Origin of the sequence: Hymenobacter nivis, from assembly GCF_003149515.1 — a bacterium.
GTDB lineage: Bacteria > Bacteroidota > Bacteroidia > Cytophagales > Hymenobacteraceae > Hymenobacter > Hymenobacter nivis.
Genome location: NZ_CP029145.1, coordinates 4,466,553 through 4,479,566, shown reverse-complemented (window position 1 = coordinate 4,479,566; position 13,014 = coordinate 4,466,553). Strand labels below are relative to the sequence as shown.

The following is a 13,014-nucleotide window of genomic DNA, read 5'->3' as shown; positions in this document are numbered from 1 at the left end:
TTAAAATCTGCTTAATCTGCGATTAAAGCTTGCGGAAAATTACCGACGTGTTGTGGCCCCCGAAGCCGAAGGTGTTGCTCATGGCCACGTTCACTTCGCGGGCCTGGGCCACGTTGGGAGTGAAGTTCAGGGCCTGGTTGATTTCCGGGTCGGGCGTGTGCAGGTTGATAGTGGGCGGCACCAAGCTGTTCTGCATGGCAAAAATGCACGCCACCGCCTCAATGCCACCGGCCCCGCCTAGCAGGTGCCCGGTCATGCTCTTGGTCGAGGAAATGTTCAGGACCGCGGCGTGGGCCCCGAACACGGTTTCGATGGCCTTGATTTCGGCCCCGTCGCCGAGCGGCGTGCTCGTGCCGTGGGTGTTGATGTAGTCCACGTCCTCGGGGGCAATGCCGGCGTCGCGCAGGGCGTTGCGCATCACCAGCACCACGCCGGAGCCCGAGGGGTCGGGGGCGGTGATATGGTAGGCGTCCGACGACATGCCGCCGCCGATAACCTCGGCGTACATCTTGGCGCTGCGGGCTTTAGCGTGCTCGTACTCTTCGAGCACCAGGGCCCCGGCGCCCTCGCCCAGCACGAAGCCGTCGCGGTCCTTATCGTAGGGCCGCGAGGCGGAAGCGGGGTCGTCGTTGCGCTCGCTCATGGCCTTGAGGGCGTTGAAGCCGCCCACGCCCGACTCGGTGATGGCCGCCTCGGAGCCGCCGGTCACGATGGCGTCGGCCAGGCCCAGGCGGATGTTGTTAAAGGCGGCAATCAGCGCATCGTTCGACGAGGCGCAGGCCGAAGTGGTAACGAAGTTGGGGCCCCGGAAGCCGTTTTTGATGGAAATATTGCCCGACGAGGAGTCGGCAATCATGCGCGGGATGAAGAAGGGCGAGTAGCGCGGCGTACCGTCGCCGCGCTCAAACTGGAAGCACTCTTCTTGCAGCGAGCGCAGCCCGCCGATGCCCGAGCCCCAAATCACGCCTACACGGTCCTTGTCGACGCCTTCCAGCAGGCCGGCGTCGGCGATGGCTTCGTCGGAAGCAATGACGGCAAACTGCGTGAAGAGGTCCATTTTGCGGCCCTCCTTGCGGTCGAAGTAAGTGTCGGGGTTGTAGTCCTTCACCTCGCAGGCAAAGCGGGTTTTAAACTTGGCGGCGGGGAAACGGGTGATGAGGGCGGCGCCACTCACGCCGTTTTTCAGGCCTTCCCAGTAGGTTGGAACGGTGCTGCCAATCGGCGTGATGGCCCCGAGGCCGGTAACGACAACGCGTCGGATGGACGACATAAGCAAGCGCCAGCGGCGCAAAAAAGGAGCAGACTAAAACCATGAAACCGGCCGGCGGCGAGCCGGCCGGTCATGGCAACTATAAAGCGTAGAGACTACTTGGCGTGCTCTTCGAGGTAGCTAACGGCCTGGCCCACGGTCTGAATGTTCTCGGCCTGGTCGTCGGGAATGCTCACGTTGAACTCCTTTTCGAATTCCATAATCAGCTCCACAGTGTCGAGCGAATCGGCGCCCAAGTCGTTGGTAAAGCTGGCTTCCGGGGTCACTTCCGAGGCTTCCACCCCTAATTTATCAATAATGATGGCTTTTACTTTTTCTGCGATTTCAGACATTTCCGTGGGGTTTAAAGAAGATTACTGCGCAAAGTAACGAGAGATTTTCTAACCAAGCCTGGTATTAGGGCCCAAAACGCGGGTGTAAGATTGTGGCCAGGGCCTGTGTTTGGGGCCCCAATCGCCCGTAGCTTTGCCCCGGCAGCCCAGTGTGGCGGCCGCCCGCCGCCGTGACGAAGACTTTTACCCTGGATGTGGAGCTGGCCTGCGATTTCGACCTGTTCGGGCTCGTGTCCAGCGCCCGCGACTACTCGCTGGCCTGGGCCCTCAACCAGGCCCTGCGCCTGCGCCTGCGCCGGCAGCCCGATCTGCTGCTTCCAATGCCCGGGCGCGAGCAGCTTATGTTCAGCCATTATTTGTACGCCACGGAGGTGCTTACGCTGCGCTTGTTTCGCAACCGGTCCCTGGTACTGTCGGCCTTCCCAAAGCCTTTTCTGGCCCCCGACTTTAAGGAGTACGACTACTTGCTGGCCGTGACGAACGGCGGCGATGAGCTGGCCGGCGCTGCCCTGGTGGCCCGCCTCGCTGCCCTGACTGCGGTGCAGCACGCGACCCAATTTGACCCCAGTACGCTTAAATACAAAGAGAATTTGATTTTGTAGGGCCCCGAAGATCGGCACCGGCCAGCTCCTTTTTCTTAAACTTACAGCCCGAACCCTTCTCCCCGTTAATGGAAAACCGACCCAACTTCAATAAAACCAAAATTGTGGCCACCGTAGGGCCCGCCTCCAATACCTACGAGCGCCTCGGCATGCTCATCCGCGAGGGCGTGGACGTGTTTCGGCTCAACTTCTCGCACGGGGCCCACGAGGAGCACCTGGCGGTCATCAATACGGTGCGCCGCCTCAACAAGGACCTGCGCACCAACGTGGGCCTGCTCCAGGACTTACAGGGCCCCAAAATTCGGCTCGGCGACGTGGAGGGCGGCGGCGTGGAAATTAAGCGCGGCGACAAAATCAAGCTTGTGTGCGGCGAAAAGGAAATCAGCACGGCCACCCGCCTGAGCACGATTTACCTGGGCCTGGCCCGCGACGTGAAGCCCGGCGACATGATCCTTATCGACGATGGCAAGATTGAGCTGAGGGTGCTGGCCACCGACCGCGAGGCCGAGGTGGATGTGGAGGTTATCTACGGCGGCCTGGTAAAGCCCCGCAAGGGCATCAACCTGCCCGACTCGAAGGTATCGGCCCCGAGCATGACGGAGAAAGACATCGAGGACCTCAAGTTTGGCCTCGCTAACGACGTGGACTGGATTGCGCTGAGCTTCGCACGCCGCGCCGAGGACATCCGCTTCATCAAGCAGCTCATCGCCGAAGCCGGCAAGGACATCCGCGTGGTGGCCAAGATTGAGACGCCCGAAGGCCTGGAAAACCTCGACGAAATCATTGCCGTCACCGATGCCGTGATGGTGGCCCGCGGCGACCTCGGCGTGGAAGTGAAGATGGAGGAGGTACCGATGGCCCAGAAAATGATCATTGCCAAGTGCAACGCGGCGGGCAAGCCCGTCATCGTGGCTACCCAGATGATGGAGTCGATGATTACGGCCCCGCGCCCCACCCGCGCCGAAACCAGCGACGTGGCCAACGCTGTGCTCGACGGGGCCGACGCCGTGATGCTCTCGGCCGAAACCGCCGTGGGGGCCTACCCGGCCGAGGTGATTCGCTCCATGGTGGGCACCATCATGAGCGTGGAAACCCAGAGCCCCCACCTGTTTTACCGCTGGCGCACCATCGACCCCGCCAGCCCTTCCTTCATGGCCAACAGTATTTTATCGGCTGCCTGCCACCTGGCCAAAAATACGGACGCCAAGGTCATTACCGGCCTTACTTACAAAGGCTACACGGCCTTCCAGATTGCTAAGTACCGCCCTAAAGCCAGTATCTTCATCTTCACCGGCAACCGCTCCCTGCTCACGGCCCTGAGCCTCGTCTGGGGCGTACGCTGCTTCTACTACGACCGCTACATCAGCACCGACAGCACCGTATCCGACATCCGCTCGGTGCTCACCAGCACCGGCTATCTTGCCACCGGCGACGTGTTCATCACCACTGGCTCGATGCCCATGCAGGAAAAAGGCAAGGCCAACATGGTAAAGGTCACCGTAGCTTAAGCTTCAAATGGCGGGGACTGCCGGACTTTTCGGCTCCCCCGCACCTTTACTTGCCAACAAAAACGCCCCGACTATTAGCAGCCGGGGCGTTTTTTTTAAGGCCCCAACCAAGCACGCATCATAGCCCTGGGCACGCAGGTGCCAATGATGCAACGTGGCTGGGGTCCCCGTGGCGTCGTCGACTCCCACCACGACTGAGCACCTGCTGATTCTGGTTGGCCTGTAACGCACAAGAGGCCCCGTTTCCAGCTGGAAACGGGGCCTCTTGGTAGAGAGCGGAGGACCGAACCTTGGGGCGGCGCAGTTCGGCCCTCCTATTCGTTACGCGCCAAGCGCATTAACGAACTTCGTGAGCTTGCTCTTATTGTTAGCAGCTTTGTTTTTGTGGATGATGCTCTTCTTGGCCAGACGGTCCAGCATCGACGACACTTTCTTCAACAGGTCCTGAGCGGCCGTTTTGTCGGTGATGGCGCGTAGCTTTTTGATAGCTGTACGGGTCGATTTGTGCTGGTAGCGGTTCAGTACGCGCTTGGCTTCGTTGCTGCGGATGCGCTTGAGAGCCGACTTGTGGTTTGCCATGACAAGAAAAACTATAAAATTCGACCGTTGAGCCGAGGATTTTTGCGTTTGGGAGAGCAAAGGTAAGGAATTATCCTGAACCAGCAAACCTGATCTTTAAGAAATTTACTGGAGCTTCACCTCAATGAGCGTTTAATGAAAACGTGGTAAGCACGCTGATTACTTCCCATCTTTGGGAAAGTCCCACCCGCTTACGGCCGGGCTCCTGCTTACTGCCATGCCCCTTGTTTCGCATTCGGCCTACCAGCCGCCCCGCTACCTGTTCAACGGCCACGTGCAGACCATTGTGCCCAGCCTGTGGCGCTCGGTGCCCGACGTGGCCTACGAGCGCGAGCGGCTGGAATTGGCCGACGGCGACTTCCTCGACCTGGACTGGAGCCGGCTGCCAGCCGGGGGCCCCGCCAACGGCCTCGCGGTGGTCTCGCACGGCCTGGAGGGCAGCAGCGACCGGGCCTACGTGCGCGGTATGGTGCGGGCCCTCAACCGCGCTGGCCTCGACGCGCTGGCCTGGAACTACCGCAGCTGCGGCGGCGAGATGAACCGCCTGCTCCGCTCCTACCACCTCGGCGATACGGAGGATTTGGACCTAGTGCTCCGCCATGCCCTGGCCACCGGCCGCTACCGGCACGCGTACCTGACGGGCTTTTCGGCGGGCGGTAACGTGACGCTCAAGTACTTGGGCGAGGCCCCAGGCCGAGTACCAGCTGAAGTAAAACGCGCCGCCGTGTTTTCGGTGCCCACCGATTTGCGGGCCAGCTCCCTGCACATCGGCCGGCCCCAAAACACGGTGTACATGCGGCGCTTCCTTAAAACGCTGCGCCAGAAAATCCGCGATAAGGCGGTGCTGCTGCCCGGCGAGGTGGACCTGACCGGGCTCGACGAGCTGCGCGATTTTCCGCAGTTTGATGAGCGCTACACGGCCCCCATGCACGGCTTTGCCTCGGCCGACGCTTACTACGCCTACGCTAGCTCGGGGCAGTATTTAGCTGACATTCAAGTGCCCACGCTGCTGGTGAACGCGGAGAATGACCCGTTTCTGCCGCCCTCGTGCTTTCCACGCGCCGTGGCGGAGGCCTCCGCCTTCGTGTACCTCGAAACGCCGCCCGAGGGCGGGCACGTGGGCTTTGGCGAGGGGAACCCCGACGGCGCGTACTACTCGGAGCGGCGGGCGGTGGAGTTTTTGCTGGGGGCCCTGCCGACCTGATTGCCCGCGGCTAGCGCACCCGCGAGTTGGCGGGCACGAACACGACTTTCTTGGTTTCGTAGAATTCCTCGGGGAAAAATTGCGCCAAATCGGTGACGGTAGCCACCAGGCCAGATTCGGCAATTTCCTCGGTCAGGTCGCCGCCCTTCAGGCAATACAAGCCGCTCTCGCGCAGGCCCTTGGGTTTGAATAAGTGGGCTATCCACGGGTGGAAAGTAGCCAGCCGGGCTACGGCGCGGCTCACCACGAAGTCGTATTTGGGGCGCAGTTGCTCGGCGCGGGTGTGCTCGGCCGTCACGTTGTCGAGGCCCAGGGCCCCGGCCAGGAACTGCACCGCCCGGATTTTCTTCCCGATGCTGTCCACCAAGTGGAAGTGCACCTCCGGGAACGCAATGGCCAGCGGCAGGCCGGGCAGGCCCCCGCCGGTGCCCACGTCGAGCACAGCGCTGCCCTTCGGGAACTGCACCACCTTGGCCAGGCCCAGCGAGTGCAAAACGTGCCGCTCCGTGAAGTTGTCCATGTCGGCGCGCGACACCAGGTTCACCTGCTCGTTGATGACGCGGAATTCGGCTTCGAGCTGCTGGAAAAGCCGGAGCTGCGCGGGCGTGAACGCGGGGAAGTGCTGCTGGAGGAGGTTCATGGGCGCAAAGTTGCACGGTTCGGCGGCTTCTGTGCCGCCGCCGGGGCCCCACACCTAGTACGGCCGTTTGACAGAATCAGGATTTTATACTTAATTGCTTTACGATATAAATTTATTTTTTATCAACACATATTTATTGAATATCAATAAATATGTGTTCCTTTGCTGGCGGCAATTAATTCTTATTCGTCATGCAAAAAGGAAAGCTAAAGAATTGGTTTGGTTTGAAAAGTATGCTACTCCTCAGTCGGGTAGTCGTTGGACTACTGCTGTTTGGCGCCTTCGTGTTTTCAATCCAGTCAATCGGACGAACCTATGACATTGCCACCGGGGGCCCCGAGGTGCGGCTGGTGCTGAACACTTTTTCGCCTAATCTTTTCCCAGCACTGCACGACACTAAGGCGGGGTTTGACGACGGTTGGCAAGGCCGTCCCATGCGCGAGGACCGGGGGCCCCTACCCGCTCTGCAAGCTGCTGCCGGGGGCTTTGAACTGGCAGCCGACCCGCGCGAACCGCTGCTCCGCTACCGCGAGCCCACGCCTTGGAAACGGGTGGCCTTGTTTTATCTGGGGGCTTCCGAAAGCTTATTTTCATTGCCTTGGCTACTTTTCCTAGCCATCGGCAGCCACTTGCTGTGGCGGCTGCTACGCGACGTGACGCCTGCCACACCGTTCACTTTTGCCAACGCCCGGCGGCTGAGCCAGCTGGCGCTGCTAGTACTCGGCTCGTTCATTTGGGAGAAAGTGGCTTACATACTGGTTCGGGCGCTGGTACCCGCTTTTAGGGCCCCGGGGTTGGCCGAAACCCTCAATCATTACGTGAGCCTGAACACCGAAAATACGCTACCGAATGTGTGGGTGGGCGTTGGGCTGACCGTTATTGCCATTGTGTACCGGCGCGGCGTGGAACTAAGCCAGGAGGCCGAACTCGTTATCTGATGCCAATCATCGTGAACCTCGACGTGATGCTGGCCCGGCGCAAGATGACGCTCAGCGCCCTAGCTGAGGCCGTAGGCATTACGCTGGCCAACTTGTCCATTCTGAAAAGCGGCAAGGCCAAGGCCGTGCGCTTCAGCACGCTGGCCGCCATTTGCCAGGCCCTGGACTGCCAGCCGGGCGACTTGCTGGAACACGGCCCCGACCCAGCCGACCTACGCCCGGGAGCCGATGGGGAATGAGGGACTATCCAGATAGGCGGTCATGCTGAGCTTATCGAAGCATCTCTCCCGCGGCAGTAACCATTGATTGCTGCCGCGGGAGAGATGCTTCGACAAGCTCAGCATGACCGCCTACTCTTTCTCTCCTACTCGGATAGCACCCGAACGCTGGGGGCCCCAGCGGCCATAAAAAAAGCCCCGACTTACGGGGCTTTTTTTATGGCTAGATAATCTGCTTGGTGTGCTTCATCATGTCGTAGAGCAGCTCGCGGGCGCGGTGCAGCTGGGCTTTCACGGTGCCGAGGGGGGCTTTGAGCTCGGTGGCGATTTCCTCGTAGCTCAGCTCGTCGAAGTAGCGCAGGCTCACGAGGCGCTGGTACTTGTCAGGCAGGCGCGACACGACGTGGCGCATGATTTCGATTTTCTGGTTGCGCACAGCGTGCTCGGCCGGGTTCAGGTCGTTGTCGCGGAAATCGATGGTGATTTCGTCGCCGTTGTCCACCTTAATGGCCGAATCAATCGACATCGTTTTGATTTTATTCTTGCGAATGAAATCGATGCAGTTGTTGGTGGCGATGCGGAACAGCCAGGTGCTAAAGGCGTACTCGGGGTTGAACTTGTGCAGGTTTTTGAAGGCTTTGGCGAAGGCCTCGATGGTGAGGTCCTCGGCGTCGTCCTGGTTGCGCACCATTTTCAGCACCACGTGGTACACGGGCTTCTTATAAATCTGCATCAGCTCGGCGTAGGCCTTCTCGTCACCGTGGTCCACGGCGGCGCGGATAAGCTTGAAGTCGTGCTTGGCCTTGGCAGAAAATTGCTTCTGAATATCTTGGTTATTATTTACTTCCATCGAAGGGAACGCTTGAATAGCAAGGAAAGGCTGATGGTGACGTATTGGGCGAAGTAGAGGCCGTCGAGCAGCGGTAGCCACGCGGTCGGCAAATTTTGTTCCAAACGCCGGCCCAGGATGCCGTACACGGAGGCCAGGGCAAAGGTTCGCAGGACCCAAATAACCGCCAAAGGTACCCAATGTTCGGGCGAGAATACCAGCCCTACGGTAAGGGCGTAGGCCAGCACGTTGGCCAGCACGAAGGTACCGATGCGGACGCGGTCGGCCAGGCGGTAGCGGCTGCCGGCCGAGAGGTGGCGGCGCTTCTGCGTCCACCAAGCTCCCCAGGTGGCGGCCGGCTCGCTCAGGGTTTGGGCGGGGCCATCGGCTACCACGGCGGCGCGCAGGCCCTGGGCCACTGCGTCTTGCACCAGTAGGTCGTCGTCGCCGCTGAGGCGGCGAATGTGGCTAGCGAAGCCCTTGGTGGCCGCAAACGTGGCCCGGGTGTAGCCCAGGTTGCGGCCCACGCCCATGTAGGGCCGCCCGCGCCAGGCAAAGCTGAGGTATTGGGCGGCCGTCAGCAGCGTTTCGTAGCGGATGAGGCGATTGAGCAGCCCGGGGCCCTCGGCGTAGCCCGAGAAGCCCAGCACGAGGCCGGCCGGGGCCCCGGGGGCCCCAAAGCCGCGCTGCATCAGGCGCAGCCACTGGTTGGTGGCCGGAATGCAGTCGGCGTCGGTGAAGAGCAGGCGGGCGTGGCGGGCGGCCTTGATGCCCAGGGTGAGGGCGTACTTTTTGGGGGCGAAGCCGTCGGGCGTGCGCTTCACCGTGACGAGGCGGAAGCGGCCGGCGTAGTATTGGCCCAGCTGCTGGGCGTAGTCCTGGGTTTCGTCGTAGCTGCGATCGTCGATGAGGACGATTTCGAAGCCTGCCGGGTAGTCTTGCTTCAGCAAAAGGGGCAGTAGGCGGCGCAGGTTTTCCAGCTCGTTGCGGGCGCAGACGACGACCGACACCGGCTCGTCGTCGGGCCCCGGGGCGTCGGCCGGGGCCTCGGCGGGGCGGCGAGCGAAAGGCCCGAAGTAGTAGAACCAGTAATAGAACTGCACCAGCACACAGGCCACCAGCAACCAGAAAACGGGGGACTTAGGTAAATACGGAGGCAACGGCAGGCAACGCAAATGAGCGGGCAAAGGTAGGGGCCCCGGGCCGGCGGGGCTACCTTTGCGGCCGCTTATGACCTTTGACCTTCTTGCCCGCGACCCCGCCACCAAGGCCCGCGCCGGGCTGCTGCACACGGCCCACGGGGCCATCGAAACGCCCATTTTTATGCCCGTGGGCACGGCCGGCACCGTGAAGGCGGTGAGCCAGCAGGTGCTGCGCACCGACGTGCAGGCCCAGATCATCCTCGGCAACACCTACCACTTGTACCTGCGCCCGGGCCTGGAGGTACTGCAAGCCGCTGGGGGCCTGCACCGCTTCAACGGCTGGGACGGGCCCATCCTCACGGACTCGGGCGGCTACCAGGTATTTTCGCTCAGCAACACCCGCAAAATCAAGGAGGAGGGCGTCACGTTCCGCTCGCACGTCGACGGCTCGAAGCACCTGTTTACGCCGGAGGGCGTGATGGACATCCAGCGCGTAATTGGGGCCGACATCATCATGGCCTTCGACGAGTGCACGCCCTGGCCCTGCGAGTACGACTACGCCCGCCGCTCGCTCGACCTGACGCACCGCTGGCTGCAACGCTGCATCCAACGCTTCGACGCTACCGAGGGCCTCTACGGGTTTGAGCAGAACCTGTTTCCCATCGTGCAGGGCAGCACCTTTAAGGACCTGCGGGTGCAGTCGGCCGAGTTTGTGGCAGCCCAAGGGCGGGCCGGCAACGCCATTGGGGGCCTGAGCGTGGGCGAGCCCGCCGAGCTGATGTACGAGATGACAGAGCTGGTCTGCGACATCCTGCCCGCCGACAAGCCGCGCTACCTGATGGGCGTGGGCACGCCGGCCAACATCCTAGAAAACATTGCCTTGGGCGTGGACATGTTCGACTGCGTGATGCCGACCCGCAACGCCCGCAACGGCATGCTGTTCACCACGCAGGGCATCGTCAACATCACCAACAAGAAGTGGGCGACGGACTTCACACCCATCGACCCCAGCCTGCCCGGCGTGGCCAGCACCTTCTACTCGCGGGCCTACCTGCGGCACTTGTTCCAGTGCAAGGAGCTGCTGGGCCCCCAAATTGCCTCGGCCCACAACTTGGCCTTCTATTTGTGGCTGGTACGCGAAGCCCGCACGCAAATTGTGGCCGGCACGTTTGGGCCCTGGAAAGACCGCATGGTGCAGCAGGTAATGACCAGATTGTAATTAAAAATCATGAGTTGGGCCGTCATGCTGAGCTTATCGAAGCATCTCTACTGCGGCAGTAAATCATGATTAGTTGAGCAGTAGAGATGCTTCGACAAGCTCAGCATGACCCATTTTAACTGCTCACCGCTTACCTACTTAGCGCTCGTCTATTGTGAAAATCCTCGATAAATACATTATCAAGAAATTCCTCACGGCGTTCGTCTTCACGGTGCTCATCATCGTGTCGGTGATTTGCGTGATTGACTTTACCGAGAAGAACGACGATTTCATCCAGCACAAGCTGACGATGAAGCAGATTGTATTCGAGTACTACGTGTTCCTGTTTCCGTACTTCTCCAACCTGCTGGCCCCGATTACCATTTTCATTGCCGTGGTGTTCGTGACGGCCCAGCTGGCCTCGCGCACCGAAATTGTGGCCATCATGGCCAGCGGCGTGAGCTTCAAGCGGTTGCTAACGCCGTATCTGGCGGCGGCAGCGCTAGTGGGGTTGTTCATTTTTGCGCTTACGGGCTGGGTGCTGCCGCTGGCGAATAAGCAGCGCGTGCGCTTCGAGCGGGCCTACGTGAAGCTGCCCTACACCTTTAAGGGGCACGACGTGCACATCCGCATCGGGCCCCGCAGCTACGTGTACATGCAGAGCTACGACAGCCAGCGCAACGTAGGCTACCGCTTTGCCTTAGAGACGATTGACAGCACCATTCTGCACCGGCGGATGACATCCGACGCCATCAGCTGGGACTCGACCAAGCAGGTCTGGCACATGTCGCCGCAGCTCATTCGCACCTTCCGGGGGCCCCAGGACGAGACGCTGCTGACCGTGCCCGCCCGCGATACTACGCTGCGCCTCACGCCCAAGGACTTCGCCAGCCACTACCACGAGGAAGAAACCCTGACCCTGCCGCAGCTCAACGCCTTCATCCGGGAGAAGGTAGACCGCGGCGCCGACGACACGGCCACCTACATGAGCGCCAAGTACGAGCGCTACTCCTACCCCTTCGCCACGCTCATCCTCACCCTCATCGGAGTGTCGCTCAGCGCCCGGAAGTCGCGGGCCGGGGTGGGCGGACAAATTGCGCTGGGCTTCGTGCTAGCCTTCGTGTTCATCATCTTCGTGATGCTGAGCCGCAACCTGGCCCAGGTAGGCACCCTCGCCCCGCTGGTAGCCGCCTGGGTCCCCAACTCCATTTTTCTGGTTATTGGTCTGGCGCTGTACCGCTTCGTACCGAAGTAAATCGGGCTGCTTTGTAGAGAGAAAGGCCGTCATGCTGAACGCAGTGAAGTATCTCTACTGCAGCAGTAATCCATGATTTAGTCAGCGGGAGAGGTGCTTCACTGCGTTCAGCATGACGGCCTTTTCCTTCACTCTCACATTGCCACCTGCTCCTCGCTTTCACATTTCCACATCCCGCACATTTCTCACATTAGAATTAATCGGTGTTAAAAGACTACCTCCGCCTTCATTTCATTGTGCTGCTGTGGGGCTTCACGGCCATATTGGGCAAGCTGCTAGCCCCCACGCCGGCCGTAGAACTGGTGTTTTGGCGCACGCTGCTGGCCAGCAGCGGGCTGGGGCTGCTGCTGGCAGCGCGGGGCCTGGGCTGGCGCCTGCCATGGCGCGAGGCCCTGAAGCTGCTGGGCGTGGGCACGCTGGTGGCCGCCCACTGGATTACATTTTTCCTGGCCGCGCGCCTCTCGTCCGTGAGCGTGTGCCTGGCGGGCATGGCGACGCTGGCCCTTTGGACCTCGCTGCTGGAGCCGCTGCTGCTGTGGCGGCGGGTGCGGCCCTACGAGGTGGCCCTGGGCCTGGGGGCCATGCTGGGCCTGTATTTGATTTCGCAGGCTGAACTGAACCAGCTCACGGGCCTACTGGTGGCGGTGGGCTCGGCGGGGCTCTCGGCCCTGTTCAGCGTGCTCAATTCGCAACTTGTGAAGCGCCACGCGCCGGTCAGGCTCACCTTCTATGAAATGGCGGGGGCCTGCCTGAGCATCGCCATTTTCCTGCCGTTTTATGGGCGCTACTTCACCCAGGGCGCGGGCGTGCAGCTGGCATTGCACGGCTACGGCTGGCTGTGGATGGCCGTGCTGGCAGGCGTGTGCACGGTGTACGCCTTCTCATCGTCGGTGGAATTGATGAAGCGCCTGTCGGCCTTCGTCGTCAACCTCACCATCAACCTGGAGCCGGTATATGGCATTTTGCTGGCGCAATTGCTGTACTGGCTGCGGGTGCAGGGCTTCGGGCAGGAGCGCATGGCAGGCGGCTTCTACCTGGGCACGATTATCATCCTGGCCAGCGTGCTCATCCACCCAGTAATCGAGCAGTGGAACCGCCGCCGCACCCGCCGCGCCCAGGCCCTGGACGCGGTGGTGTAGCACGGTTTGTAGCGTGGACTTTGTAGTCCGCGGCGCTCGCTTCGTCCTGCCGATTAATCGTTGGGCGACCGTGCAGAGCCGCGGACTACAAAGTCCGCGCTACACGCTGGGGGCCCTAAAGAGGTTTGCCGAGTTGCGCTGTTAAGAGGCCGAACCCGCC

General features: G+C 61.2%; 14 protein-coding genes. 8 read left to right on the top strand and 6 right to left on the bottom strand.

Annotated elements, in window-relative coordinates:
- Positions 1-22: 22 nt before the first annotated feature.
- Complete coding sequence (fabF, locus tag DDQ68_RS19935) at positions 23-1,270, bottom strand: beta-ketoacyl-ACP synthase II (protein WP_109657870.1); 1,248 nt, start codon at positions 1,268-1,270, stop codon at positions 23-25.
- Between the two features lie 95 nt (positions 1,271-1,365).
- Positions 1,366-1,602, bottom strand: coding sequence for an acyl carrier protein (locus DDQ68_RS19930; RefSeq protein ID WP_068229068.1), 237 nt, complete (start codon positions 1,600-1,602; stop codon positions 1,366-1,368).
- Between the two features lie 170 nt (positions 1,603-1,772).
- Here DDQ68_RS19930 and DDQ68_RS19925 point away from each other — a divergent pair, with 170 nt between their 5' ends.
- Together DDQ68_RS19925 and pyk are read left to right on the top strand one after the other, a co-directional pair.
- Positions 1,773-2,204, top strand: coding sequence for an IPExxxVDY family protein (locus tag DDQ68_RS19925; RefSeq protein WP_162550267.1), 432 nt, complete (start codon positions 1,773-1,775; stop codon positions 2,202-2,204).
- A gap of 68 nt (positions 2,205-2,272) precedes the next feature.
- Positions 2,273-3,712: a pyruvate kinase gene (gene pyk / locus DDQ68_RS19920; protein WP_109657868.1), complete on the top strand. Its 1,440-nt coding sequence runs from the start codon at positions 2,273-2,275 to the stop codon at positions 3,710-3,712.
- Between the two features lie 321 nt (positions 3,713-4,033).
- Here pyk and rpsT read toward each other — a convergent pair whose 3' ends face one another.
- On the bottom strand, positions 4,034-4,291 hold the full coding sequence (gene rpsT / locus DDQ68_RS19915) for a 30S ribosomal protein S20 (RefSeq protein ID WP_109657867.1): 258 nt from the start codon (positions 4,289-4,291) through the stop codon (positions 4,034-4,036).
- Positions 4,292-4,508: 217 nt separating this feature from the next.
- Here rpsT and DDQ68_RS19910 point away from each other — a divergent pair, with 217 nt between their 5' ends.
- The gene (locus tag DDQ68_RS19910) at positions 4,509-5,495 is read left to right on the top strand and encodes a YheT family hydrolase (protein WP_109657866.1); all 987 of its coding nucleotides are present in this window, start codon (positions 4,509-4,511) and stop codon (positions 5,493-5,495) included.
- Between the two features lie 10 nt (positions 5,496-5,505).
- On the opposite strand, the gene rsmG is transcribed toward DDQ68_RS19910, so the two are convergent.
- Entirely contained in the window at positions 5,506-6,135 is a 630-nt protein-coding gene (gene rsmG / locus DDQ68_RS19905) for a 16S rRNA (guanine(527)-N(7))-methyltransferase RsmG (protein WP_109657865.1), read from the bottom strand.
- A gap of 233 nt (positions 6,136-6,368) precedes the next feature.
- On the opposite strand from rsmG, the gene DDQ68_RS19900 reads away from it, so the two are divergent.
- Both DDQ68_RS19900 and DDQ68_RS19895 read left to right on the top strand, forming a co-directional pair.
- On the top strand, positions 6,369-7,073 hold the full coding sequence (locus DDQ68_RS19900; protein ID WP_162550266.1) for a DUF2975 domain-containing protein: 705 nt from the start codon (positions 6,369-6,371) through the stop codon (positions 7,071-7,073).
- Positions 7,073-7,312, top strand: coding sequence for a helix-turn-helix domain-containing protein (locus tag DDQ68_RS19895; protein ID WP_109657863.1), 240 nt, complete (start codon positions 7,073-7,075; stop codon positions 7,310-7,312). Before DDQ68_RS19900 ends, DDQ68_RS19895 begins: the two co-directional genes overlap by 1 nt.
- Positions 7,313-7,514: 202 nt before the next feature.
- Here the strand turns inward: DDQ68_RS19895 and DDQ68_RS19890 are convergent, their stop codons facing one another.
- Together DDQ68_RS19890 and DDQ68_RS19885 are read right to left on the bottom strand one after the other, a co-directional pair.
- Entirely contained in the window at positions 7,515-8,141 is a 627-nt protein-coding gene (locus DDQ68_RS19890) for an RNA polymerase sigma factor (RefSeq protein ID WP_109657862.1), read from the bottom strand.
- Positions 8,132-9,280, bottom strand: coding sequence for a glycosyltransferase (locus tag DDQ68_RS19885; RefSeq protein WP_162550265.1), 1,149 nt, complete (start codon positions 9,278-9,280; stop codon positions 8,132-8,134). Before DDQ68_RS19885 ends, DDQ68_RS19890 begins: the two co-directional genes overlap by 10 nt.
- A 70-nt stretch (positions 9,281-9,350) precedes the next feature.
- Here DDQ68_RS19885 and tgt point away from each other — a divergent pair, with 70 nt between their 5' ends.
- From tgt to DDQ68_RS19870, 3 genes are all read left to right on the top strand, one after another.
- Positions 9,351-10,481, top strand: a complete 1,131-nt coding sequence (gene tgt, locus DDQ68_RS19880; RefSeq protein ID WP_109657861.1) for a tRNA guanosine(34) transglycosylase Tgt — start codon at positions 9,351-9,353, stop codon at positions 10,479-10,481.
- A 154-nt stretch (positions 10,482-10,635) separates the two neighbouring features.
- Complete coding sequence (locus DDQ68_RS19875; protein ID WP_109657860.1) at positions 10,636-11,715, top strand: LptF/LptG family permease; 1,080 nt, start codon at positions 10,636-10,638, stop codon at positions 11,713-11,715.
- A gap of 203 nt (positions 11,716-11,918) precedes the next feature.
- On the top strand, positions 11,919-12,854 hold the full coding sequence (locus DDQ68_RS19870; protein WP_109657859.1) for a DMT family transporter: 936 nt from the start codon (positions 11,919-11,921) through the stop codon (positions 12,852-12,854).
- Positions 12,855-13,014: the final 160 nt, after the last annotated feature.